The sequence below is a fragment of the Micromonospora sp. NPDC049089 genome, assembly GCF_040648775.1.
Classification (GTDB): Bacteria; Actinomycetota; Actinomycetes; order Mycobacteriales; family Micromonosporaceae; genus Micromonospora.
This window is the reverse complement of sequence record NZ_JBEZEH010000015.1, coordinates 18107-42614: the sequence shown is the minus strand read 5'-3', so window position 1 is coordinate 42614 and position 24508 is coordinate 18107. Positions and strand designations below refer to the sequence as shown.

Sequence of the window (24508 nt, the reverse complement as noted above, 5' to 3'; positions counted from 1 at the left end):
ATCGATCACCCCCTGCACCTCTCCGTCGGTCTGGATCGAGATCTTCTCGGATCCGCTGTCATCCGACCAACAAAGCAGAGCAGAGATCGAGGGCGACCGCCATGCTCCGTGCCGGGATCGCGCCAGAGTGGTGACGGATTTCTGCCAGTTGCCGTCAGCCGACGCTGCGGGGCGGCCAGTCGGTGACAGTCCGTTGTAGATTCGTGGACACCACCGGACGCCACCGGACAGCAGAGGCTCTCGTTGAACACGACGGACGACGACGCGCGGAATCAAATCGACCCGACTTCCGCAGCAACCCTTGCAGATCTTGCGCGCTTCATGAAGATTCTTCGTCTCCACGCAGACAGCCCGACCTATCGGGACCTGGAGAAGCGCGCCATGCGGCTTGGCCGGTCGCTTCCTCGGGCGACGTTGGGCGAGGTGCTGGCTGGTCGCCGCTTCCCTAGCAAAGCATTCCTGCTGACCTTTGTTGAGCTGTGCGGCATCGACCCGGCACGGGATCGACGGTGGGAGCAGGCATGGAACCGACTTGTTGTCATCTACAAGTTCTCGGGTGCCACTGTTGCTGAGGGCGAGGTCGAGCCGGTCCTCCCTGCCGAGGAAACGATCACGCCGCACGGCGGGGATGACTTGGCGAGGGCGGTACGCGAGGCCGTGGAGGCGCTCCGCAGGATCGGGGAGGAACTCGCGCAGAGTGGTCAACGAGATCTGGCTGGACGCGTCCTCAACACATCGTTCAATTTGCAGAACAGCCCTCTTACCGCTGGAGTCCGCCCGGCGGCCAGCGACGAGCAAGACCCAGTCGGGCTGCTTGGTGACGCTGCGGGCGGAGGTGTCGCAGGTGGCGTTCCAGGCCCTGGTACCAGTAGCTGGTCCGAAGTGCGACGAGCGCCCCGGCAATCCGTAGGAGGATCGGAAAACCCCGGTGCGGCTGAGCCAAAGAAGGCAATCGAAAAAGGTCGACTTCCGGCGGTCTGGCGGATGGAGCCGAGGAATCCTGATTTCACCGGCCGGGATGCCGTCCTGGTCAGCCTTCGTCGGCGGCTGCAATCCGGTGGTGCTGCAGTCGTACAGGCGCTCAGAGGGCTCGGAGGGGTGGGAAAGACGCAGATCGCGGTCGAGTATGCTCATCGTTTCGCCACAGCGTATGACGTTGTCTGGTGGATCTCAGCAGAGGACTCCAGTCTGATTGGAGAGCAACTGCTCGCGTTGGGCGTGGAACTCGGTCTGGTTAAGCACGGCGATGACGTCTCCGCCGCCGCTCCTGTAGTCAAGGCTCACCTGCGTGGGCGAGAGCGCTGGTTGCTCGTTTTTGACAACGCCGAGGATCCGTCCGGCCTCCGGGAGTGGCTCCCGGGTGGCCCGGGCCACGTGATCATCACATCGCGGGCGAGCGGGTGGGAGCACTTGGCTGCCGTGGTCTCCGTGGATGTCATGGCTCGTGTGGAGGCCGTCGCATTGCTGCGTAATCACCATTCCGACCTCGATGAGTCCGAGGCCGAGGAACTTGCACAGGCGCTGGGTGACCTGCCATTGGCGCTGGCCCAAGCGGCGGGCTTCCTGGCGGAGACCGCTACCAGCGTCAACGAGTACCTTCACCTACTAACCGAGCATTCTGGAGCGGTACTCAGTGAAGGTCGGACCGGCGACTACCCTCGACCACTTGCCGCAGCTATCGAGCTGAGCACCGCGCAACTCGCGGCGACCGACCCCGTGGCGCTTGGAATTCTGCGCGTATGCGCCTTTTTCGCCCCGGATGCCATACCAGTGCGCTGGCTTTCTAACATTCGCGCGCAGCGTGCGGACCTTGAGGGAGAACTGATCGCTCTCGCGACTGCGGTGAACAACCCGGTGGCTGTGCGGCGAAGCGTGGGTGTCATTAACCGCTTTGGTCTGGCAACCGTGAGTCGGGACGGCCTTCGCTTACACCGACTGGTGCAGAGCATTATCAGGCATCAAATTCCTGCGGACCGGGTTGAGCTTGTCCAGAAGTGCGCCCGTGAAATATTGGTGAGCCTTGATCCGGGCGATCCCGAGGACCCGAGTTTGTGGCCGCAGTGGGCGGCCGTCATCCCCCATCTGATGGCACTTGATCCAGCCACGGCGGATGACCAGAATCTCAAAAGGATGATATGCGCGGGCACTTGGTACCTCATCGAGCAGGGCGCGTCCGATACCAGTAGCAGGCTCGCGGGGGAAATTTACCAAAGATGGCATGCGGCCGCTGGGTCAGCTGATTTCTACACTATGTGGATGGGGCGGTGCCTTGCCCGAGCGCTACGTGAGCAGGGTCGTTATGAGAACGCCCGCAAGATATATGAGGACACCCTCCCTTTTTCGCGTCGGGAGTTGGGTGATGACCATCCCGACACTCTTCGGCTGGCTCATGGTTGCGCGATCAATCTGAGGATGCTTGGCCGTTATCATGACGCACGCGATCTACAGCAAGATACTCTTGAGCGTTATCGAATGGCATTGGGCGTCGATCACCCCCACACGTTGCACTCGGCTAATCACCTGGCCGTGGATTTTAGTGAGATCGGTGATTTCGATCGCGCCCGGGAATTGCACGAGCAGACGTTGTCTCAATATCGGCGGGTGCTCGGTGAGGATCATCCGGATACTCTGCGCTCTGCCAATAATCTTGCTGTGGACATGCGTAACCTCGGGCAGCATGAGCAGGCCAGGCGTTTGCAGGAGGACACCCTTGCTCGTCGTCGGCGGGTACTAGGTGAGGATCATCCATATACCCTGCACTCCGCGAACAGTCTGTCTGAGACACTCTATATATCTGGTCGATATGAATCGGCCTGGCAGATGCTGGAGGATGTCTTCGGGCGATATGTGCGGCTACTCGGGGAAGGGCACCCCGACGCCCTGCGAGCGGCGCGAAATCTCGCAGAGACGCTGCACCAGCTCGGGCACGACGAGCGCGCTCGAGAACTTCAGGAAAACACTTTGGCGCGCTACCGGAGCGTTCTTGGCGACGGGCACCCAGAAACCGTGCGGACCGCAGCGCATTTGGTCAAGATCCTCACGGCGCTCGGCCTGTATGACGAGGCGCGAGAGATTACAGTGCGATTGCTCGAACAGGCGAGTTGATCAATCGATTGGTTTGTCGGTCGCGCATTTTGGTCCGGATAACGCCCGGTCGGCCTCAGCCGATGTGCAGCAGCAACACCTGGCGGTCGCTGAGGTCGGAGACGCAGTCGCGCAACAGCCTCAGCCCGTCCAGCCCGGCCGGGCCACTCTCCTCGAAGTCCATCCCCATCTCGGCGAAGTGGGCCGCCAGATCCTCCGCGCGGTGCGCGCCGGGATCGAGCTGATCCAGTAACCCTGGTGCTGGAGTGATGAGCGTGGTCAGGCCGTACGCGCTGTTGATGGCCTCCGACTCGGCGTTGAACTCCGGCGGATCCAGGTCGATGCCGCGCTCCTCCAGATAGGTCAGGACGTACAGCATGCAGTAGCCGGACCAGTCGTACTCCTGTCGCGCCCTGCGCCCGTGTTCGGCCAGGTACGCGTGGAACGACGACGGCGATGTGCGGGCCAGGTGGGCCAGCTCAACGATGCTGTCCCTGGGGACCACTGTCAGTGACGTGATGGCGGACAACGCAATCTCCGTCGATTCAGGAGAGCACGCGGTAGGTGACGTGCAGGACCGCGCTCGCCGCCCGTGCCGTCAGCTGTTCCAGTTTCAGCGACGGGACGCCGTCGAACAGCCGCACACCGGTGCCGAGGGTGAGCGGCACGATGTGCAGCCGCAGTTCGTCGACGAGGCCGGCGGTGAGGTACTGGTTGATGGTGGTCGCGCCGCCGTGGATCAGGATGTCGCCGCCGCCGGCCGCCGCACGGGCCCGCGTGAGCGCCGCCTCGATCCCGTCGGTGACGAAGTGGAAGGTGGTGCCGCCCTCCATCGGCTGCGGCTCCCGTGCGTGATGGGTGAGCACGAACACCGGCTTGTGGAACGGTGGGTCGTCACCCCACCAGCCGTTCCACTGCCGATCCCATGCACCGCGCACGGGGCCGAACATGTTGCGCCCCATGATGACCGCCGACGCGTCTGTGATCTGGTCGAGCTCGGCCTGGTTCTCCTCGGCGGCGTCGAACATCCAGGCGTGCAGCCCACGGCCCCAGCCGTCACCGCCGTCGTCGCCGAACGGGCGTTCCTCGGTCTGGTTGAGCCCGGCCGAGTACCCGTCGGCGGAGATGGTCTGGTCGACGATCACCTTGCCGATACGTGTGGTCACAGCGCTCTCCATCGACGAATTCTGGGCGGGGGATCAGCCTACGGCCACACTTGGTCCCGATCGTGCATTGAACTTCTGGCAGCTATGGGGAGGGCACCGCCCGAAGGAACACCAGAACCAGAGCGGCGGCCATCACCACGGGGGCCAGGCCGCACGCGACACTCACCACCACCGCCGTGACCGGAGAGCTGGGGTCGGTCCCGGTCTCGCGTTTCGGGAAGGCGTACACGCCGACCAGGAGGAGCACGAGCCACAGTGGCACGAGCACGGGGGCGAGAGCGGGCCAGACGGGCCAGACCGGCTCGGTGACGATGCCCGGACCCAGGGCCGTCCAGGTGAGGGCGGCACCCGGGAGGAGGCCAACCGTGACCAGGGTGCAGACCAGCAGGGGTACGGGTCGACGCCGCCGTCCCACCCACTCGAACAGCGCCGCGCCGGCTGCGGCACCGATGAGGGTGCCAGCGACAGTGCTGGCGAGGAACGTGCCGGGCGCGGCCGGTGCGATGGTCAGCTCTGCCCCGCTCGCCGAGTAGTCGAGCGTGAACGTCAGTCCGTCGCGCTCAGCCCGCCAGCCGTCGCACAGGTAGCCGGGTACACGGCGAAGGCCCTGCCACCCCTGCCTCCCGGCGTTGCGCCGCAGCTGCTCCGAGAGCCCACAGTCGTCACCATCGTCGTACCAGAAGGACGCCCGGCCCGAGCCCAGGTCGTCGGCAGCGAGATGAACGCCCCACCGGTAGCCGTGCACGATTCGACCCGAGTCGACCGGCACCGCACCGGGCAGCAACTGCGCCGCCACTGTCTGCGCCTGGTCGTCGGTGGGCGGAGTGACACCGCGACCGCCGTACCAGGAACCGAGGCTGAGCCCGACCGTACCCAGCAACACCGCGCCGAGCAGCACCATCGCGACGCGCCGCAGCCGGCGGCTCATCGGCGCACCTCCCTGCCGTAGTGCGCTAGAGGCTAGCTCCCGGAGTCCGGTTCTGGTGCCCCCTGGATCGTGTCCAGTGCGCGACGAACGGATCGAGCATGCCGGGGTGGAGATTTAGCCTGATTCGGTGATCTCGATGGTTGGTACGGGGGTGCGGGTCAGGCTGCTCGGGCCGGTGGAGGTGGTCGTCGCCGGCGCTCCGCAGGCGGTGAACGGTGTACGCCGCAAGGCGGTACTGGCCACGTTGGCGCTGCACGCGGGCCGTGTCGTCAGCATCGACCGGCTCGTCGACGTGGTCTGGGGCGACCAGCTACCGGCCACCGCGGCGAACACGTTGCAACGCCACGTGTCCTACCTCCGCGGGGTGCTCGGTGAGCCCGGATCGATCGTGGCGCGCCAGCCCGGCTATCTGCTCGACACCGGGCCGGACTCCACGGACGTCCAGGCCGCCGAGCGCCTCATCGAGCTGGCCCGGCGCTCGACGGACCCCAACGAGCAGGTGAAGCACCTGACGGCCGCGGTGGCACTGTGGCGGGGCCCACCGCTGGCCGACGTAGCCGGGTCGGCCTGGCTTGAGGAGCAGGCAGAACACCTGGCACGCCTACGGTTGGAGGCCGAACGGTCGCTCGCCGAGGCCCGGCTGTCCGTCGGTGAGCACGCCGGCCTCGTCCCCGGGTTGGAACGGCTCGTCCGACAACACCCCTTCGACGAGCACCTGCACGCGCAGCTGATGCTCGCCCTGTACCGCGACGGCCGGCAGGGCGAGGCGGTCGCCACGTACCGGCGGTTGCGCGACAACCTGCGGGAGAACCTCGGCCTCGACCCCGGTCCGCGGCTACGCGACCTGGAGTGCGCCATCCTGCGCCAGGACAGCGCCATCGCCGCACCGGCCCCGGCGGCACCGACGCGGGTCGCGGCGCAACTGCCTCCCCCCGTACCCACGTTCACCGGACGCGACGCGGAGCTCGCCGCCCTCGACGCGCTGATCGACCGGGGCGGCGCCGTCGTGGTGTCCGGGACGGCCGGCGTCGGCAAGACCGCCCTCGCCGTGCACTGGGCGCACCGCGCGGCCGAGCGCTTCCCCGACGGGCAGCTCTACGTCAACCTGCGCGGCTTCGACCCGGCGGCCACACCAACCGAACCGGTGCGGGCGCTGCACGGTTTCCTGGAGGCGCTCGGCGTTCCGGTGGCCCGGATGCCCCGCGACCTGGACTCGATGGCGAGCTTGTACCGCACGACGGTGGCGGGCAAGCGACTGCTGGTGGTGCTGGACAACGCCCGCGACGCGGAGCAGGTCCGGCCGTTGCTGCCCGGCTCACCGGACTGCCTCGCCATCGTCACCAGCCGCGACCAGCTCATCCCGCTGGTCGTCACCGAAAGCGCCCAACCGGTGCCTCTCGACCTGCTGAGCCCCGGCGAGGCCCGCGACATGCTGGTCCGCCGGCTGGGGGAGAGCCAGGTCGCCGCCGAACCCGCCGCGGCCGACACCATCGCCGACCGGTGCGCGCGGCTGCCCATCGCCCTGGCCATCGTGGCCGCCAGAGCCGCCACCAACCGGCGCTTCTCGTTGGCCGCCGTCGCCGGCGAGCTGGGCGACCTGGACGCCTTCCGCGCAGGTGACGAGGCCACCGACGTACGGGCGGTCTTCTCCTGGTCGTGCCGGACGCTCAGCCCGGCCGCGGCCCGGCTGTTCCGGCTGCTGAGCCTGCATCCCGGCCCGGACGTCTCCGCCCCGGCCGTGGCCAGTCTGGCCGGCGTCGACGGGCAGGCGACCGGCCCTCTGCTCACCGAGCTGACCCGGGCGAATCTCTTCACCGAGCACACGTACGGGCGCTACGCGTTCCACGACCTGCTGCGCGCGTACGCCGCCGACCTGGCCGAGGAGGCCGAGCCGCCGGCCGAGCGTCGGGCCGCCATCCACCGGCTGCTCGACCACTGCCTGCACACCGCTCACGCCGCCGACCTGGCACTGCACCCGCACTTCAGCGCGATCAGCCTCCCGCCTCCCCGGGCGGGTGTGACGCCGGAACGCCCCAGGAGCCGATCGGCCGCCGCGGCGTGGTTCGCCACCGAGGTCCCCGTCCTGCTCGCGGCCGTGCCGCTCGCGGCGCGGTCCGGGTTCGAGGGGCACGCCTGGCAGCTCGCCTGGACAATGGCCGGCTTTCTGCACCGGCAGGGGCACTGGCAGGACTGGCTCGGCACGCAACAGATCGCTCTGGCCGCCGCGTCCCGCATCGGGGATCAGGCGGGGCAGGGCCACGCGCACCGCAGCCTCGGTCTCGCCTGCTCCCGGCTCCGACGGTACGACGAGGCCGACGACCACCTGCGGCGCGCACTCGACCTGTTCACCGACGTCGGCGACGACGCCGGACGGGCGCACACCTGCCTGAACCTTGGTCAACTGGCCGAGCGGCAGGGGCAGCACCAGCAGGCGCTGCACCATTCCCGGCGGGCGCTGACCCTGTTTCGGGCGGCCGGAAACCGGGCCGGGCAGGGGTACACCCTCAACGCGGTCGGCTGGCAGGAAGCGCTGCTCGGCAACTACCACAGTGCCCTCGAATCGTGCGGCCAGGCGCTGCGGATGTTGCAGGAGGTGGACGACGTCCAGGGACAGGCCGACACCTGGGACAGCCTCGGCCACGCCCACCATCAGCTCGGCGACGACCGGCGGGCCATCGCCTGTTACGGGCACGCCCTCGAACTCTTCACGCAGGTCAACGACAGGTACGCCGAGGCGGGCACGTACGTCAATCTCGGCGGCAGCCACCTGGCGCTCGGCGACGTCGCCGCCACCCGTGCCGCGTGGCGGCGAGCACAGACCATTCTCGACGAGCTCGGCGATGCCGACGCCGACTCGATCCGCGCCGACCTCGAACAGCTCGACGCCACCCGGCTGCGCTGACGTACGTCGCTTTCAGCGCCGTTTCCGGGCCGCTTCAGCGCCGCCCGGCACTCTTCGGACACCAGTCTCTTCCGCATGAGGAACGGAGCGTTCGATGAGTCGTTTGGCACACCGCCTCGCGGTGATCGGGGTGGTCAGCGCGACGGTGCTGGCCATGTCCTCCGCCGCCGTCGCCCAGACCGACAAGCCGCCGAGCAAGGGCGCCGACTGCGTGGTCCAGCACGTCGACGAGAGCGGCAAGGTCCTCCGCACCGAGACCGCGCCCGAGGGCCGGGAGCACGGCCCGTTCCGCTGCGTCGGCGGGAAGTGGACGTTCGCCTGGGCACCCTTCGGGGCGGACGACATGATCACGGCCGACGAGATCCAGGTCGAGCCGTCCGGTGCCGTGTCCGTTCGACGCTTCACCGGCCCCGCGCTCGGCAACGACCTCACAGTGGGCGAGATCGCCGGCATCGCCCAGGCCGTCAGCGGCAGCCGGGAGGTGTTCGTCGACCGCGCGATAGTGGCGGTCGACGACGGCAAGGAGCGGACCCCGGAGCAGATCGAGGCGCTGCTGGCCGGCAAGGACGACACCGGGGTACGGGTGCTGGACATCATCGAGAAGCCCGACGCCGCCATGTCGACGAAGGACGTCATCGACGAGGCCGGCGGCACACCAGAGACGACCGTCGTCTATTTCAGCCTCTGGGGCGCGATCAAGTCGGTGTTCGCCTGGATCGTGGACACGATCGGCGAGATCGGCGAGTGGATCGACGACCACTGCGAGTGGGGGTCTCCCAACACCACTGGCGACATCGTGACGTGTCGCTGGTAGCCCGTCCCACCCCGCCGACCCCGATCACGGAAATGAGGACAGCATGACAACTCTGCGGGACATCACCAGGCGCGCCACCATCGTCACGACCGCCCTGATCGTCGGACTGACGGCTTCGTACGCCCCGTCGCAGGCCGCCGAGGGGGAGGCCCGGACGACGATCACCGACCACCCCGGTGCCCCGGGCACGATGCTTCGACAACTGGAGGACCTGACCGGCCGGCCCGTCGGCGACCTGGACAAGGTGCTGGCCGTCGACACCGGCGGGCGGACCCTCACCAGCGACCAACTCGCGGCGCTCGCCGCCGGCAAGGAGGTCGACGGCGTCAAGGTCGTCGGCACGATCCCGGGCAGCCGGGAGGTGCTCGGCACGACAATGGCCGACCTCGCCGACGGAACGTACGACGGCACTGGCGACGGCGGGACGGCGACGTCCCTGCTCTTCGCCTCGTCCACCTCCGGCGGCCGGGAGTGGTGCCTGACCATGTGCGTCGCGTCCGGCAAGTCCGTCTGGGAATGCCTGCTGTCGCGCCGGACCGGGGAGCTGATCCTCACCCTCGACCTGGCCGGCGGTACCACGGTCGGAGGGACGAAGGCGGCCTTCGAGAAGGCGAATGGTGTCGCCGTCGACGGCCCGTCCAGCGTGCAGACGCTCATCGGCGACGGCGAGCCGTCGGCGGACGAGATCAGGACGCTCCTCGACGGCAGGGACATCACGTCCTTGCGCCGGGTGGCGACAGTGGACCGACCGGACCCGGAGTGGGCGCTTGCCGACGTCGCCGAGAAGTCCGGCGTCGTGTACGCGAAGACCAAGGGTCACCTCTTCACCCTCAACCTGCCGATCCTCGGCAAGATCCTCGTGTTCTGCGTCTCGCAGGACAACGGGAAGACCTGGAAGTGCTCGGCTCGTCAGTGGGGCGGGTTCTGACCGGTAGACCGTCCACGGTCCCGCTCCGCCCGACCTCCCCGGTCGACGCGGAGCGGGGTTCCGCGCTTGAGCGGGCCGCTCATACTCACGAGATGATCAGCAGCGACCCTCGCGTGCCGTGGCCGCCTCGGGATTCCCACCCGACAGACAGCTCGACACTGCCGCTCTACATGGTCCTCTTCTTCGTCCTGGGCGTCTTCAGCTTCGCGATCTACGGGCTGAGCGACGGCGAGGGAGCGCTCATTCTCGCGAGCATCATCTCGGGAGTGTTCTTCGCGTGCTTCCTGATCCTCTTCGCGATCTACTGGGTCGGATACCTGCTCAAAGGCCACGCCATCTGGCAGGCCGAGCGCCAGGCCGCGTCTGATGGGCCTTCCGTGGGTCAACAGCCGGGGGACTGAGCCCGTCGACTACGACGCCCCCGTGCAGTCCTCCACTCAACCCTGGAGACCGCCGGTGGCGTCTCACCCTGCGTCCGCACTCAGACGCGAGGTGGACGCGACCTGGAGGTGGCGTGAGTCGGCACGAGGACGACGAAGAGTTCCGGCTGTTCGTCCAACGACAGTGGGGATCGCTGCTTCGAACGGCCTACCTGCTGACCGGTGACCGGGGGACAGCCGAGGACCTGACGCAGTCGGCGTTGGAGAAGACCCATCGGCGCTGGGGGCGGGTGCTGCGCCGGGACGCGCCCGAGGTCTACGTACGTCGGGCGATGGTGAACACGGCGATCTCCTGGCGACGTCGACGGCGGCCGTTGGAGGTGCCGCTGCTGACCTCCGACAGCCAGCCGACTCACGACGCGTACGCGCAGGTGGAGCAGCGGCAACTTCTCCTCGCCGCGTTACGGCGATTACCGCCCAGGACGCAGGCGGTGCTGGTGCTGCGCTACTTCGAGGATCTCAGCGAGGCGGACACCGCCAAGGTCCTCGGCTGCTCCGTCGGCGCGGTAAAGAGCCAGGCGTCGCGCGGGTTGGCCCGACTGCGCAGCGACTTCGTCCCACCCGCCGCGCAGTCCCCGGCACGGCTCGAGGAGGAACTGGCATGACCGGAAGCTTCGCCAATTCGACGCTCGGTCCCGCGCTGCGGCAGGCCGCGCACGGCGTCGACGTACCCGAGGATCCCTGGCCCGGGTTCGCCGGCCGGGAGCGACGGCACCAGCGGACGCGGCTGATCCGCACGGCGTTGGCCGCCGCGGTCGGGGTCGCGCTCGTCGGGGTCCAGACCAACGTGGTTCCGTTGCCCGGATGGGCGCCGGGTATCGCGGTCGCCGCCACTCCGACGGCGCTGCTCGACGCACCACCACGGGGCGCGCTGGCCGGAGATGAGGCTTGGCTGGACACGCTACGGGCGCGGATCACCGCCGATCCGCCGGTGCGAATCGACGCCCCGGTGGGTGCCTGGAAGATCGGCGACAGTGACCGGATCCGTCTGATCTACGGCAGTGACCAGCCGGGCCACCGGGTCGCGCTGGTCGCGGTGCCGCTGCGGTTCGGCCTGCTGACCAGGGAGGCACTGGTCTGGTACGTGGGTCCCGCCGGGGCCGGTGCCCAGCAGATGCGGTACAGCGGCCACAGCGAGGGTGACGACGACCCGGTGATGACGCTGATGCGGGCCTACCCCGACCGGCCCGGGTTCGCGGTCGCCGTCGGTCCGCCCGAATCCACTGTGACGATCACTGGTGACCCTCGATACACGTCGAGGGGCACCGTGGAGTACCGGGACATCGCCCGGGCGGACGGAGGCGGAGTCGGCTTCGGCGTACTGCCGCCCGAGCCCCTGCCGCACGAACCCGTCGTCCGGGTCAGCCGCGGCGACCGGGTGTTCTTCCAGGGCGGTCTGGGCGGCGGCCCGTACGCCGGGCTCGACCCGACCGGGCCGGAGATGGACTCTCTGCTCGTCGGCGCTCGTCAACCCGTCCGAGGTACGCCGATCGACGACACCAACCTCCGCAACTTCGTCCAGACGGCACTTCAGAACAGTCACCTCCCGGTCGGCGGCACGACAGTGCGGGTGCGGTGGTCGGGCCGCGATGACGGGCAGGCCGCCGCGCTGCTCACCGTGCAACCGGCCGGGGGCGGAGTGATCGCGTACGCCATGCACGGCGACGATCGGACCGGCTGGTACATCGACCTACGGCTGCTGCTACCGGCCGAGGGTGCCGACCAGCGACCGATTGGCTGGCGGGTCCGGACCGAGGACGGTGCCCGTCCCGCCACCGGCGAGGTGCGGGTGATCGCACCGCCGGACGCGGCCCGCGTCACGGTGACGATCGAAGGCGCATCCCCGGCCACTGTCACCCTCGACGCGTCGAACGCCGGCACCACCCGGGTACCAGCGGACCGGGCGGCCACTCTCACCGCGTACGGCAGGGACGGCGGCGTCCTCGGGACCACCCCGCTGCCGCCCGTGGAGACCGACAGCAGCGCAGGAGGTCTGCCCGGCGACAGCCCTGCCACCCGGGTGACACCCTGACGCGACGGCAGGCGGGCCGAGCCGTCCCCGGACGGCACGGCCCGCGTCGGCCTCTAGGATCGACAGCCTTGACGGCGAAGACGGCCTGCGGGAGCGCGTGGTGACGATCGAGGCAGAACGGCCAGCCGACCGGCTCGCCGACATCGCCGAGCGGGCCGATGCCGTACTCGTGGACTTCGACGGGCCGATCTGCCGCCTGTTCGGGAGCAAGGCCGCGCCGCGCGTCGCCGCCGATCTGCGTCAGTTGATTCTCAGCCGGGGCGTCGTCCTGCCCGACGAGCTACGCGACGGAGACGACCCGCTGGCGCTGTTCCGCGCGACAGCTGCCTTCGCGCCCGAGCTGGTGGGCGTCGTTGGTGCGGCCCTGGCATCGGCGGAGGTCGAGGCGGCGGCGTCCGCGGAGACCACCATCGGAGCCTTCGACCTGGTCAGGGCATGCCTGGCGACCGGGCGAAGCCTCGCTGTCGTCAGCAACAACTCTGCCGCCGCCATCGGTGCCTACCTCGGGCGCCGCGACCGGGCCCGCTACTTCGCCGCCGTCGTCGGGCGGGGCGAGCATCCCGATCTGCTGAAGCCCGACCCGACGCCCGTTGTGCAGGCCCTGCGGGCGCTGAAGGTCGCACCCGGCGCCGCTGTTCTGGTCGGTGACTCGGTCACCGACGTCGAGGCCGCCCGAGCAGCCGGTGTCGCCTGCATCGGGTACGCCGACAAACCCGCCAAGGCCGAACGCCTCACCGCCGCCGGTGCCGACGCGATCGTGACCGACATGACCGACCTGGCCTCGGTTCTCGCTCGTACGCGCACGCCGGTCAGCCTGCTGCCGTGGGTCGACTCGGGCGGCGGGCCGCTCATCGTCGTGCCGACGACCGCGTTCGGCGAGTGGAACGGCGCGTCGGACGACGACGATGACTTCTGGGGTGACTACGGCCGGGCCTGCCGGGTCGACGGTTACGTGGGGGTGCTTGACGTCGGTGCCGCCCAGGCGCTCGTTCTGGCCGACGAGCCGGCCTCCACCACGTACCTCCCGGACCGGCGGATCTTCGTGCGGTGGCTGTACGCCGACTCCGAGGCAGAGGTCGTCCGCCTCGTTCCCCGGGCGGTCGAGATCGCCGACTGGGAGGACGCGGGTACGTGGACGACCAGCGGGCCAGCCGAGTTGTTCGACTCCGCCTACACAGGTGACGGGTTGGAGCACACCACCCACCTCACCGTTGACCTGGCCCGTGGCACCTACCTGATCCGCACCGCTCTCGTGCAACCCGACGAGAGGACGGCGCTGATGCTGGTCCACCTGGTCGAGCAGACGCGGCCGGTCTGAGCGACCCGAACAGCTCTGAACAGGCCGGCGCCCGGCAGGGCTCCGGCCCGCCCAACGCCCTCACACGGCCGGACTTCTGTCACCTTGCATCGTCGGGCCGAGGTACAGTTTTCTGTACCCACCTGGAGGTGATCGTGCGAACCGTGAACTTCACCCAGCTTCGGCAGAACCTGGCCGCCGAACTCGACAGTGTCATCAACGACGCGGAGGAAGTGGTGGTGACCCGGTCAGGCCACGAGCCGGTGGTGATCGTGCCGCTCGCTGAGTACGAGTCGATGAAGGAAACCGAATACCTCCTGCGTAGCCCGGGCAACGCCGCCGCTCTGCGCCGATCGATGGCGGAGTTGGAGGGCGATGATGTGGTCGAGCGCGACCTGATCGACCCGGCAACGGTGCGAGACGTCGCATGAGACTGGTCTTCACCGCGACTGCGTGGAGCCAGTACCTCAGTCACACGGACCGTAAGTTGGTCAAACGCATCAATGACCTCATCGCGGACGCCATGCGCAACGGGTACGAAGGCATCGGCAAACCGGAGCCCCTTCGGGGAGAGCTGTCCGGCTTCTGGTCCCGCCGGATCGATCGTGAACACCGGCTGGTGTACCGGATCACCAAGGATGACGTCGAGATCATCGCCTGCCGATATCACTATGGCGACAGCTAGCAAGTTCGGAGCGCCGACCGGTTGGCGGCGAGGCCTCGCAACTCCGCCTACCTCGACGCCACTGATGCCGCCGAGCACCACACCGATTGCACGTCCGTTCACGAGGTGGCCGTGTGGATCTCCGATTGGGTCGGGACGATGCGGTGGCGGCGGACCGGGTACAGGACCGGGTGGGCGATGCTCCAGGCGGCGCCCGCGCAGACGAACTCCTTGTACCGGGCCGCGAGCTTCCCGGTGAGCTGCGCCGGCCTGGCCCGGTCGTCGGCGGTCACGTACTGGATGATGCCGTCGCGGCGGCCGAGGCTGATGCACTGGTTGAAGTAGCGCAGCGGGGCCTTGGGGAACTTCGCCCGACCGGTCAGGCGCGCGGCGATGGCGTCGGCGGCCTGCCAGGCCATCGGGATGCCCGAGGCGCAGGACATCCGCAGTGGCTTGCCGCCCGGTCCTTCGGCGATCGCGGCGTCGCCCACCGCGTACACCTCGGGGTGTGAGACCGACCGCATGCTGGCGTCGACGATGATCTGGCCGGTCTGCGCGACCGCCAGGGTCGTGGCGGCGGCGATGGGGTGCACGGCGAAGCCGGTCGTCCACACCGTCACCTGGGCCGGGATCTCCCGACCGTCGCGGGTGACAGCACCGTCCGCCTCGACCCGCGTGATGTCGGCGTGCTCGTGCAGTGTGATGCCGAGCCGGTCGCAGACGCCGCGCAGGTGCTGCTGCGCCTTGCCGTTGAGCCAGTCGCCGAGACCGCCGCGGGCGGCGAGCGCGACGTCGAGGTCCGGCCGGGTCTCCGCGATCTCGGTGACCGCTTCGAGGCCGGTGAGGCCGCCGCCGACGACGAGCACGGTCCCGCCGGCAGCGAGGTGGGCGAGGCGGTCGCGCAACCGCAGCGCCGAGGGCCTGCCCGCGATGTCGTACGCGTGCTCGGCGACCCCGGGGACGCCGTGGTCGGCGGTGACGCTGCCGAGGGCGTAGACGAGCGTGTCGTACGCGATCTCGTCGGTGCCGTTGTCGTCGACGAGCGCGACGGTCCTGCGGTCGGCGTCGACGGCGGTTACCCGCGCCTGCCGAAGCGTGACGCCGGTGCCGGCGTAGACCTTGCTCAGTGGGCGTGGTGTGAGGTCCTGTCCGGTGGCGAGCTGGTGCATGCGGACCCGCTCGACGAAATCCGCGTCGGCGTTGACGAGGGTGATCTCGGTGTCGTCCGGGTGCAGCCGCTTGGCGAGACGCCCGGCGGCCATGGCTCCGGCGTAACCCGCTCCGAGGACGACGATGCGGTGCTTCATGGTGGCACTCCTGTCTCGGTGGTGGTCGCTTCCTGAACCGGACAGCGACGCGATTCCTGACAGGAGTCGGCTATGAGCTGGATCACCAGACGCGGAGGGTGGGCTCCTCGTGCTCCGAGGCGGACCACTGCCGGGTGGCGCGGACGAGCTTGTCGGGGTTGACCTGGTTGTGGATGGCCGCCACGCCCTCGGGCGTCACCTCCAGCGACATCACGCCGATGACCCGGTCGTCGATCACGACCACCACCGCCGGAGCGCCGTTGGCGGTGGCGACGTGTACGGCTGGGCTGCCACCCACCAGGTCCCGTTTGACGTCGGTCGGCTTGAACAGGCCGCGCAGGAACTTCGCCACCGCCAGTGCGCCGACGATCGGCGCGGACCGGGCCGGGATCTTGCCGCCACCGTCGGCGGTGCTCGTCGCGCCGTCGGTCAGCAACTCCACCAGCCGCTGGATCTCGCCGTTGTTGGCCGCCGTGAGGAACTCCGCGACGACCTTCCGGGCGGCGGCGCGGTCGACCTCCGCGCGGGCCCGTTCGGCGGTGACGTGCTGCTTGGCGCGCCGGTAGGTCTGCTGGCAGTTCGACTCGGTGATGCCGAGGATCTCGGCGATCTCACCGTGCGGGTAGCCAAAGGCCTCCCGCAGCACGTACACCGCTCGCTCGTTGGGTGACAACCGCTCCAGCAGGGTCAGCACCGCCATCGAGACGGACTCGCGCTGCTCGGCGGTGTCGAGCGGGCCGAGCATCCGGTCCCCGCCGAGGACCGGCTCGGGCAACCACGTGCCCACATAGGTCTCCCGCCTGGCCCGCGCCGAGGTCAGCTGGTTGAGGCACACGTTGGTGAGGACCTTCGTCAGCCACGCCTCGGGCGTCTCGACGTGTTCCCGGTCCGCGCCCTGCCAGCGGAGGAAGGTGTCCTGAACGGCGTCCTCCGCGTCGCTGGCCGAACCCAGCAGGCGGTAGGCGATCGCCTCCAGGCGGGGCCTGGAGTGCTCGAACACCTCGACCTCGTCCGGGCTGAGCGGCATGGCTAGACAGTATCCGGGCGGGCGGCGCCGCCGTCCCGGTGCCCGTCCCACCGCTCGCGCCATGATCAAGTGACGAAAAGTAGCTTTGAGCGCTGTTCCTGACCTCTTTTTCATCACTTGATCAACGGATCGCACGGCGCGCGTGGTGGTCGTACCCTTGCCGCTGTGACGTCCGATCCGTTGCGCCGCGCCCTCACCGCACCCGCGGACCCGCCGCTACGGCCCCTGCCCGACCAGGTCGTCGCCCTGCTGGAGGTCCTGGACGCGCCGCCGCGCCTCGCCGCGCACCTGCGGGCCGTGCACGACGTGGCCGCGCAGCTCGCCGACGCGATGGCGCACCGGTTCCCGCAACTCCCGTTCGACCGCGAGGCGGTGCTCTTCGGCGCCGCCACCCATGACATCGGCAAGGTCCGGCACCCGGAGGAGTTGTCCGGGCCCGGTTCCGCGCACGAGCCCGCCGGTTACGAGCTGCTGCTCCAGCATGGCGTCGGCGAGTCGTCGGCCCGGTTCGCGCGCGACCACGCGTCCTGGCACCAGGACAGCGTCGGCGTCGACGACCTGCTGGTCAGCGTGGCCGACAAGGTGTGGAAGGGAAAGCGGGTCACCGACCTGGAAGAGCTGCTCGTGGACCGGCTGGCCGACGCCACCGGCCGCGAGCGCTGGTCGGTCTTCCTCGACCTGGACGACATCCTCGATGAGATCGCCGCCGACGCGGACCGTCGACTCGCCTTCCAGGCGACCCATCCGGTACGCGGGTGAACCCGGTCAGCGGCTCGCCGGACCCGTCCCAGCCGTCCGGCGTGGTGTGGACGCGGTCGGCGTCTCGTCGTACGGCGTCGACCGGCGGCGGAACGTCGCCATCACCACGGCGGTCAGGCAGATCGCCGCGGCTGCCATGAGCGGCGGGCGGGCACCGAGGTGGACGGCCGCGGAGCCGAGCGGAATCGCCACGACGAGCGGTCCGAACATCGCGGTGTTGGCCGTCGCGGAGACCCGTCCCAGCAGCGCTGACGGCGTGTGGGTCTGTACGGCGGTCACCGCCGCGACCAGGGTCCAGGGCAGCCCGACGCCGGCCACCACCGCCCCGACGACAGTTGCCGGCCACCACGGCAGGCAACGCGTCAGGCAACCGACCGCGAACAGCGCCGTTCCGGCGACACCGATGGCCACGGGACCTCTCGCCGCGATGAGCCGGCCGACGATCAGGCCACCGAGAACGGAACCCGCGCCCTGCGCGCTGGCCAGCACACCGAGGAACGTCGTCGGCAGGCGTAGCTCGGTCACGACGATCGCGTAGATTCCCGCGGTCGTGAAGCCGGACATGGCTATCGACACCGCGGCGAGCACGACCGCCAGCCGGGTCGCTCGCTGTCCGAACAGGACCACCATTCCGGCACGTGGGCCGTCGCCGCGTTCGGGGGGCCGGCCGGTGGGCGCACCGTTGAGGCGAAGGAGCGCGTACAGGGTGGCGACCAGGACCGGCATGGCGGCGCTGAGGACGGCGACCGCGTGGCCGCCGCGCCACCCGTAGAGGCCGGCCCCGGCCAGGGGAGCGACGAGCTTCATGCCCTCCTGCGCGCTGGAGCGCCACCCGTTGACGTCACCGAGTTCGGCCGGCGCGAGTGCCGACGGCAGCAACGCCGTCTCGCCGGCGTCGATCAGCACGTAGCTGACGCCGTAGGCGCACGCGACGGCGAAGATGAGCCATGTCTGCCCCGGCCCGCGCACCGCGAGGAGTGCGAGCAGGGCGGCCGCCAGTATGAGGTTGACGGCGATGACCAGCGGCCGCCGGGCCGCCCGGTCGAGCAGACCGCCCAACCACGGGCCGGTGAGCACCGGGGCGTAGACGCAGAGCCCGGCGAGGGCGGCGAGGCTGGTGGAGCCGGTGAGGTCCAGGATCCAGATGCCGGCGACCAGGGACATGGCGCTGCTGCCGAAGCCGGACAGCAGGGAGATCGCCACGAACAGGCCCGCGTTGCGACGCATGAGCACTCCGAGTTGAGTCGAGGTGACTCATATCCTCAAGCTTGAGCGGAGTGCGGGCAATGCCGCTGGCCCTTGTCAATCAACCGTTGACAGGGCGACGTCGATCTTCCTCGCGGCGGTCCGCGCCGGCGCGGGCAGTCGCTTACCCGCTCCGGCGAGATCGGTGGTGAGGTGCAGGGCCAACGCGTGCAGCGAACCCGGGGCCGCGTCCAGCGCGGCGTCCACGGTGCTCCGGACGAGCGCCGCTCGACGAAATCGGCTGTCCCACCGCTGGTCGGCCCCGATCCACCGGGCCAGGTCGGCCACCGCCGCCCGCAGCGCCGCGATCTGCTGAGGCATCCGGAGGTCGAGCTGCTGCCGCCGGGACCACCGTGCCGCCACCAGCCGTTGTCGACGCTGCTCGGCGGCCTGCCGGCTGCCGAGGCCGAGTGCCGTCGCGATCTGAGCCCACGTCGCACCGTCGTGGCGTGCGCGGTCGATGAGCTCCAGCTCCTGCTCGTCCAGGCGGGCGCGGGTGGCGCGGACCTCCGCCAACCGGGCCAGCTCCGACGTCATCCGTCAACGTTACATTGACACTGTTGGAGTCTGGGCGGCGATCGCCTTGGGGGCGCGAACCATGAACACGTCCACCGCATCCTCGGTGTCGAGGGTGAAGCCGTGCCGCTCGTACAGGCTGCGGGCCGGGCTGCCCCGCAGCACGTTCAGCCGGACCGGCGTGCCGGCGCTGTCGCACCGACGCAGCAACTCGCGCAGAACTGCCGTGCCGATGCCACTGCCCTGTAGCCGCGGAGCCAGGTAGAAGTGCTCCAGCCAGTGGGCGTCCGCGGCGGGCCGCAGCGCCACGCAGCCGGCGAACGCGCCGTCCACCTCGACGACCCAGGTGTACGCCGGTGCGAAACCGTCCCGCAGGCGCTGCCGCACCCGCTGTTCGTCGTACCGCCCGAGCCGTTCCAGATCGGCCCGCAGTACCACCGCCCGCAACTCGGCCACCGCCTCGACGTCCGCCGCCGAGGCCGGCCGAAGCTCCCAGTCCGCCATGATCAATAAGCTATCGCGGCCCGGTGACCTCGTGTTGGCGCAGCCCCGCGACGAGGAGTTCGACCATGCGACGCGCGTCATAGCGAGGTTCGCCGGCGCCGATGCAGAGATTGCCGACACCGCGCAGCAGCTCAAAGGCCCTCACGTCGGGGCGGATCTCGCCAGCCGCGGCAGCGGCGTCGAGCAGTTGGGCGCACACCGGCAGGAGCCGGTCCAGGAAGTAGGCGTGCAGCGCCTCGAAGGCCGCGTTGTCGGACTGTAGCGCCTCGGCGAGGCCGTGCTTGGTGACCAGGAAGTCGACGAAGATATTGATCCATTGGGCGAGGGCGGCGTGCGGTGTGTCGCTCTCCGCCAACAGCGTCGGCCCGGCCTCCGCGCACGCCTCGACCTGGTGTCGGTAGACGGCGACGATGAGGTCGGCGCGGGTCGGAAAGTGGCGGTAGATGGTGCCCACACCGACGCCGGCCCGGGTGGCGATGTCCCGTACGGGCACGTCCACGCCCGAGGTGACGAAGGCCGAGGCGGCGGCGGCCAGCAGTGTCGCCTCGTTGCGCCGGGCGTCGGCCCGCTTCCGCGGGGTCGGCCTCCCTGGTTCGCCGTCGATGTCGACCAACGCGCCGTTACCTCCGTCACTCGGCAAACGGAACAGTGTCCCGTGTCATTGTTAGCGGAACGAGGTTCCACTTGACCAGGATGCCAGATCGGGTGGACCAGTCGCCACCGCCGCGGACACCGCGCCTTCGGGTGCGGTGCTCGGCACCGCTGGTCACCTAGGATGAGACCCATGAGCGCTGAGGCTGTCGGCATGCACATGCCCGCCGTTGTGACGCTCGCAGACGTGGCGGCGATGAACGCCGCCGATCCGAACGGTCACCGCTATGAGACCAGCCCCGAGGGGGTCCTGTCGGTCATGCCGCCGCCCGATTCGGAACACGCCATGATCGCCAGCCGCCTCTTCGCCTGGCTGATCGTGGCCGGGTGGCCTGCCGAGCACGTGCTTCAGGCGGTCGGTGTGCGCATCTCCGGACCGGACGGTGACGGTGGCCGCATCCCCGACGTGAGTGTCTGGCGTAAGCCGCCGTCCCGCAGCGTCTGGGCCGCGGTCGCCGACGTCGTACTCGTCGTGGAGATCGTCTCGCCGGGCTCGGAGGCGATGGACTCCGTGACCAAGGTCCGCGAGTACGCGTCGGCGGGGATCCCGCAGTACTGGGTCGTCGATCGGGACGGCGCGCAGACGGTCACCCTCCACCGGCTGAGCAGGGACGGCAGCTACGAGACGCGGGCACGGATGCCACTGGCCTGGCTGCTCCAGACCGCCCCCGCCGACCACCTCGACTGAACGCCAGCATCGACGGCCCTGACCTGTCGTATCTTTTCGGGATGGTGCAGCCGGTGTGGGCGAACGGTGACGCGTACGAGGCGTACGTGGGTCGGTGGAGCCGCCTGGTCGCTGTGGAATTCCTGCGCGGGTTGGCCGTTGCGCCGGGGCGGCACTGGCTCGACGTGGGCAGCGGCACCGGAGCGTTGACCTCGACGATCCTCACCCACAACGACCCCGCCGAGATAACCGGCATCGACCCGTCGGAGGGCTTCGTCGCTGTCGCGCGTACCCAGGTCACCGACCCCCGAGCGGCCTTCCATGTTGGTGACGCCCAAGCGCTGCCGCTGCCCGATCGCGTCGCGGACGTGGTCGTCAGCGGATTGACGCTCAATTTCGTGCCGGAGCCCGCGCGGGCGGTGGCGGAGTTCACCCGGGTGGTCCGGCCGGCCGGGGTGGTGGCCGCCTACGTCTGGGACTACGCCGATCAGATGGCGATGATGCGGCACTTCTGGGCCGCCGCCGCACAGCTCGACCCGGCCTCGGCGAAGCGGGACGAGGGGAACCGCACCACCGTGTGCCAGCCCGACGCGCTCCGCACGCTGTGGGAGCGGGCCGGGTTGCGGGACGTGTCGGTCTGGCCGGTCGACGTACCGACGACCTTTACCAACTTCGCCGACTACTGGGCACCGTTCCTCGGCGGTCAGGGGTCCGCCCCGGGGTACGTCGCGACGTTGGCCGAATCCGACCGGGCCGCGCTGCGGGAGTTGCTGGCGACCCGGCTTCCGATCGAGCCGGACGGGTCGATCCGGCTCACCGCGCGGGCCTGGGCCGTGCGGGGCACGCCGCCCGAGTAACCCGTCGCGCCAAGCCCTTCCCGAGCCTTCCGGGCTCTTGTCGCAATTCGGACAAGACGGTAAATCCCCTGGTAGGGCACCCTTGGGGCAGGTGGAGGTAGACGGGTGGCGGGCCACATCCCGATCCTCCGGCCCGGTGGGGACAACATCGTCCGCACCGGTGCCGCCCTCACCCAGCCCGGCCTCGAAGCCGTGGCGGTCACGGCACAGCTGCCGTGCCGATCGCGCGTACGACAGGCCGTGGCTGTCACCGACACCCCTGCGGGCGCCCGCAGCGGTGCCTCCGCCCATCGGGACAAGGACGTCAGCACCATCGGCAGTCAGGCAGCGCCGTCCGCCGGTCGTGCCCGCCGTCCCCGTGCCCCGCCGGCCTTTCGCACTGTGGACCCCGCCGGGGTCCGGCGTCGCTCGACCGCGCGCCGAGGCCCGGCGACCGAGCAAGAAAGGGCCCGACATGGCCGCTCCCACTGCAACCGCAGCCCTGAACGCATCCGTCTTCGCGCCGGGTGACCAGATGCTGCTGACCGTCACCTACTCGGACGCCGACACCAAACCGCTGACCGTCACCATCGTGGTCACCGACGCGCAGGGCAACAGCAGCGCGCCGGTCAAGGTCACGGCGGTCATCGACCCGCTCACAGTCACCGTCACCGACAACTCCGGACGTACCTGGACCCGGGTCTCCGACAACGGCTCCGTGGCCGTGTATCGGTCGGTGGCGTGATGCCCAGGGTCACCGTCCAGGTCCGCGACGCCGCCGGCAACACCGCGACGGCGGCCGCCGACTACGGCCTGAGCCAACCCGTGCTCGGCGGCTACTACCTCTCCGGAGGCGCCGACCCGACGGCCGACATGGCCGGCGGCAACTTCCGGTCGCTCACCCAGTACCGCAGCTTCGCCGACGGTTTCATCTTCCCCGGCTACAACCGGCCCTGGCTGGTCAACCTGGGTAAGGCCGGTGTGCAGATGAACATGGTCCTGGAGTTGAAGAGTTACGGCGCCCCGAACTACGGGCCGCAGAGCATCACTGTGGACGGCGTCAGCTACACGGTGCCGGCCCCGTCGATGACCATCCAGCAGCGCCCCGGCACCACCTGGCCGAGGGCGTACGGGTACAACCAGGTGATCAAGGGGCAGTGCGACGGGTTGTTCGCCCGCGCCCTGTCGCAGTACCGGGCGCTCGGTTTCGGGGTGAACATCCAGCTCGCCTCGGAACTGGACACCGATCACGAGTTCGGCACCACCGAGGACGGGAAGGCGTACACCTGGGCCGAGTCGGACGCTCGCGCGGTGCAGGCGATGAACTACATCCTGACGTGGTTCAAGGCGCGGACCCTGCCCACCGGGACGACCTTCTCGGTGGGGTTGGGCGGCTTCGACCGGGAATGCTTCCAGCGCACCCACCCGGAGTCGCTGATGTCCCGCCTCGACTACCTCCAGTGGAACGTGTACGGCACCAACGCCAGCCACACCGCGCTGGCCCGGTTTCGGCGTACCAAGGACTGGGCGGTGGCGGATCTCGGCCCGGTGGCGCTGTCCCGACCCGTGATCATCGCGGAGTGGGGCGTCAGGGTCGCCGAGATTCCGAACCAGGCCGCCTGGATCGCCACCGTCCCGCCCGCGATCGCCCAGCTCAACGCCGAGCGCGGGCCACGGATCGTGCGCACCAACTACTTCAACTCCGGCTGGGGCACCCTGGTGCCGAAGGCGGCCGGGTTGACCGCGCTGCGCGAGGCGTACGCCAAGCGGCCGTACGTCTGACCGGGTTCCGGCGGCTCCGGGCTCCGGGGCCGCCGGAACTGCACCGGTCAGCCCTCACCGAGCCGTTCGGCGTACGCGTCGCGCAGCTCGGGCCAGCCGAAGTCCTTGGCCTCCGCGCCGCGGATCGGGCCGACCGGGTCGCCGTCGAGCAACCGGTCGGCCACGTCGAGGCAGAGGTGCCAGCCGGCCGCGACCATCGGCAGCATGCCCCGGTCGGCGACGGTGTGCCGCAGGGTGAGCCGGGTGCCGCTGCCCAGCGGGCTCAGCTCCCAGCGCAGCAGGTCGTCGCCCCAGGTGTACTCCAGCAGGTGCGGCGGCTCGGCCCGGCGTACCGTCGCCGGGTCCTCCTGGGTGGTCTCGCCGTCGACGAGGGTGAGCACGGCGGCGCCGGCGTTGCCGAGATCGCGGTCGGCGAGGAACGGCGCCCACTGCGCGAGCTGGGCCGGGTCGGTCAGTGCCGCCCAGACGGTGGCTGGCGGATGCCGCAGGTCGCGGACGAAGACGAGGGTCGCGCGAGCGTCGTTTCGCTCGGCGCGCACGTCGGCGGGTGGGCTCGGGCGGAACGCGTCACGGTCCATTCACTGCTCCTGACTGTCGAGGTGCCGTTCCAGGGCGTCCAGGTGTCGGGCCCAGAGCCGCCGGTACGGGTCGAGCCAGCCGTCGACGACCCGCAGCGGGCCGGGGTCGAGGCGGTAGATCCGCTGTCGGGCGGCCGTCCGGCAGGTGACGAAGCCGGCGTCGCGAAGCACCCGCAGGTGTTTGGAGACGGCTGGCTGGCTGACCCCGAGCCCGTCGACCAGCTCGCCGACGCTGCGTTCGGCGTCGCGGAGCTGATCGAGGATCCGGCGCCGGGTGGGCTCGGCGAGGACGGTGAAGGCGTCGGTGGACACCTTCCCAATATGCCTCCTCCGTCATATGACTGTCAAAGCATATGACCACGGTCGCCGTCCCGACGCGCC

26 protein-coding genes are annotated in these 24508 nt (G+C 69.7%); 15 read left to right on the top strand and 11 right to left on the bottom strand.

Translation table 11 applies throughout. The features are described 5' to 3' along the window. Positions 1-243 precede the first annotated feature (243 nt). Positions 244-3105 carry an FxSxx-COOH system tetratricopeptide repeat protein gene (fxsT, locus tag AB0B48_RS05085; RefSeq protein WP_357196090.1) on the top strand — a complete coding sequence of 954 codons (2862 nt, stop codon included), beginning with the start codon at positions 244-246 and terminating at the stop codon, positions 3103-3105. A 55-nt stretch (positions 3106-3160) separates the two neighbouring features. Here fxsT and AB0B48_RS05080 read toward each other — a convergent pair whose 3' ends face one another. From AB0B48_RS05080 to AB0B48_RS05070, 3 genes are all read right to left on the bottom strand, one after another. Further along, the gene (locus AB0B48_RS05080) at positions 3161-3613 is read right to left on the bottom strand and encodes a hypothetical protein (RefSeq protein ID WP_357196087.1); all 453 of its coding nucleotides are present in this window, start codon (positions 3611-3613) and stop codon (positions 3161-3163) included. 16 nt (positions 3614-3629) lie between these two features. Continuing rightward, on the bottom strand, positions 3630-4250 hold the full coding sequence (locus tag AB0B48_RS05075) for a dihydrofolate reductase family protein (RefSeq protein WP_357196084.1): 621 nt from the start codon (positions 4248-4250) through the stop codon (positions 3630-3632). A gap of 82 nt (positions 4251-4332) precedes the next feature. Continuing rightward, positions 4333-5178 (bottom strand): hypothetical protein, encoded by an 846-nt coding sequence (locus AB0B48_RS05070; protein ID WP_357196081.1) that lies wholly within the window; start codon positions 5176-5178, stop codon positions 4333-4335. A gap of 136 nt (positions 5179-5314) precedes the next feature. Here AB0B48_RS05070 and AB0B48_RS05065 point away from each other — a divergent pair, with 136 nt between their 5' ends. From AB0B48_RS05065 to AB0B48_RS05025, 9 genes are all read left to right on the top strand, one after another. Continuing rightward, positions 5315-8080, top strand: a complete 2766-nt coding sequence (locus AB0B48_RS05065; RefSeq protein WP_357196132.1) for a BTAD domain-containing putative transcriptional regulator — start codon at positions 5315-5317, stop codon at positions 8078-8080. Between the two features lie 94 nt (positions 8081-8174). Continuing rightward, positions 8175-8894, top strand: a complete 720-nt coding sequence (locus tag AB0B48_RS05060; protein WP_357196078.1) for a hypothetical protein — start codon at positions 8175-8177, stop codon at positions 8892-8894. Between the two features lie 43 nt (positions 8895-8937). Next, the gene (locus AB0B48_RS05055; RefSeq protein ID WP_357196074.1) at positions 8938-9822 is read left to right on the top strand and encodes a hypothetical protein; all 885 of its coding nucleotides are present in this window, start codon (positions 8938-8940) and stop codon (positions 9820-9822) included. Between the two features lie 92 nt (positions 9823-9914). Next, complete coding sequence (locus AB0B48_RS05050) at positions 9915-10223, top strand: hypothetical protein (RefSeq protein ID WP_357196072.1); 309 nt, start codon at positions 9915-9917, stop codon at positions 10221-10223. 113 nt (positions 10224-10336) lie between these two features. After that, the gene (locus tag AB0B48_RS05045) at positions 10337-10867 is read left to right on the top strand and encodes a SigE family RNA polymerase sigma factor (RefSeq protein ID WP_357196069.1); all 531 of its coding nucleotides are present in this window, start codon (positions 10337-10339) and stop codon (positions 10865-10867) included. After that, a complete protein-coding gene (locus tag AB0B48_RS05040) occupies positions 10864-12294 on the top strand; it encodes a hypothetical protein (RefSeq protein ID WP_357196066.1) in 1431 nt (476 codons plus the stop codon). Before AB0B48_RS05045 ends, AB0B48_RS05040 begins: the two co-directional genes overlap by 4 nt. Positions 12295-12394: 100 nt before the next feature. Continuing rightward, the gene (locus AB0B48_RS05035) at positions 12395-13612 is read left to right on the top strand and encodes an Imm21 family immunity protein (protein ID WP_357196063.1); all 1218 of its coding nucleotides are present in this window, start codon (positions 12395-12397) and stop codon (positions 13610-13612) included. A 128-nt stretch (positions 13613-13740) separates the two neighbouring features. Next, positions 13741-14022 (top strand): type II toxin-antitoxin system prevent-host-death family antitoxin, encoded by a 282-nt coding sequence (locus tag AB0B48_RS05030; RefSeq protein ID WP_357196060.1) that lies wholly within the window; start codon positions 13741-13743, stop codon positions 14020-14022. Further along, a complete protein-coding gene (locus tag AB0B48_RS05025) occupies positions 14019-14276 on the top strand; it encodes a Txe/YoeB family addiction module toxin (RefSeq protein ID WP_357196057.1) in 258 nt (85 codons plus the stop codon). The genes AB0B48_RS05030 and AB0B48_RS05025 overlap by 4 nt, the downstream gene beginning before the upstream one ends. Before the next feature lie 98 nt (positions 14277-14374). Here the strand turns inward: AB0B48_RS05025 and AB0B48_RS05020 are convergent, their stop codons facing one another. Together AB0B48_RS05020 and AB0B48_RS05015 are read right to left on the bottom strand one after the other, a co-directional pair. Continuing rightward, entirely contained in the window at positions 14375-15562 is a 1188-nt protein-coding gene (locus tag AB0B48_RS05020) for an FAD-dependent oxidoreductase (protein ID WP_357196054.1), read from the bottom strand. Positions 15563-15644: 82 nt separating this feature from the next. Beyond that, positions 15645-16589: an RNA polymerase sigma-70 factor gene (locus tag AB0B48_RS05015; RefSeq protein ID WP_357196051.1), complete on the bottom strand. Its 945-nt coding sequence runs from the start codon at positions 16587-16589 to the stop codon at positions 15645-15647. A 165-nt stretch (positions 16590-16754) separates the two neighbouring features. On the opposite strand from AB0B48_RS05015, the gene AB0B48_RS05010 reads away from it, so the two are divergent. After that, positions 16755-17348: an HD domain-containing protein gene (locus AB0B48_RS05010; protein WP_357196048.1), complete on the top strand. Its 594-nt coding sequence runs from the start codon at positions 16755-16757 to the stop codon at positions 17346-17348. Positions 17349-17354: 6 nt separating this feature from the next. Here AB0B48_RS05010 and AB0B48_RS05005 read toward each other — a convergent pair whose 3' ends face one another. The 4 genes from AB0B48_RS05005 to AB0B48_RS04990 form a co-directional block, all read right to left on the bottom strand. Beyond that, entirely contained in the window at positions 17355-18575 is a 1221-nt protein-coding gene (locus tag AB0B48_RS05005; protein ID WP_357196045.1) for an MFS transporter, read from the bottom strand. A 75-nt stretch (positions 18576-18650) separates the two neighbouring features. Beyond that, the gene (locus tag AB0B48_RS05000) at positions 18651-19130 is read right to left on the bottom strand and encodes a hypothetical protein (RefSeq protein ID WP_357196042.1); all 480 of its coding nucleotides are present in this window, start codon (positions 19128-19130) and stop codon (positions 18651-18653) included. A 9-nt stretch (positions 19131-19139) separates the two neighbouring features. After that, positions 19140-19613 (bottom strand): GNAT family N-acetyltransferase, encoded by a 474-nt coding sequence (locus tag AB0B48_RS04995; protein ID WP_357196040.1) that lies wholly within the window; start codon positions 19611-19613, stop codon positions 19140-19142. A 10-nt stretch (positions 19614-19623) separates the two neighbouring features. Further along, positions 19624-20226: a TetR/AcrR family transcriptional regulator gene (locus tag AB0B48_RS04990; protein WP_357196129.1), complete on the bottom strand. Its 603-nt coding sequence runs from the start codon at positions 20224-20226 to the stop codon at positions 19624-19626. A gap of 171 nt (positions 20227-20397) precedes the next feature. On the opposite strand from AB0B48_RS04990, the gene AB0B48_RS04985 reads away from it, so the two are divergent. The 4 genes from AB0B48_RS04985 (at position 20398) to AB0B48_RS04970 (ending at position 23549) form a co-directional block, all read left to right on the top strand. Further along, the gene (locus AB0B48_RS04985; protein WP_357196037.1) at positions 20398-20952 is read left to right on the top strand and encodes a Uma2 family endonuclease; all 555 of its coding nucleotides are present in this window, start codon (positions 20398-20400) and stop codon (positions 20950-20952) included. 41 nt (positions 20953-20993) lie between these two features. Further along, positions 20994-21788: a methyltransferase domain-containing protein gene (locus tag AB0B48_RS04980; protein WP_357196034.1), complete on the top strand. Its 795-nt coding sequence runs from the start codon at positions 20994-20996 to the stop codon at positions 21786-21788. Between the two features lie 454 nt (positions 21789-22242). Beyond that, the gene (locus AB0B48_RS04975) at positions 22243-22512 is read left to right on the top strand and encodes a hypothetical protein (RefSeq protein WP_124859437.1); all 270 of its coding nucleotides are present in this window, start codon (positions 22243-22245) and stop codon (positions 22510-22512) included. Then, complete coding sequence (locus AB0B48_RS04970; protein WP_357196031.1) at positions 22512-23549, top strand: hypothetical protein; 1038 nt, start codon at positions 22512-22514, stop codon at positions 23547-23549. The genes AB0B48_RS04975 and AB0B48_RS04970 overlap by 1 nt, the downstream gene beginning before the upstream one ends. 47 nt (positions 23550-23596) lie before the next feature. Here the strand turns inward: AB0B48_RS04970 and AB0B48_RS04965 are convergent, their stop codons facing one another. Both AB0B48_RS04965 and AB0B48_RS04960 read right to left on the bottom strand, forming a co-directional pair. Beyond that, positions 23597-24127, bottom strand: coding sequence for an SRPBCC family protein (locus AB0B48_RS04965; RefSeq protein WP_355580151.1), 531 nt, complete (start codon positions 24125-24127; stop codon positions 23597-23599). Further along, positions 24128-24439 (bottom strand): metalloregulator ArsR/SmtB family transcription factor, encoded by a 312-nt coding sequence (locus tag AB0B48_RS04960; RefSeq protein ID WP_355009751.1) that lies wholly within the window; start codon positions 24437-24439, stop codon positions 24128-24130. Between the last annotated feature and the right edge of the window lie 69 nt (positions 24440-24508).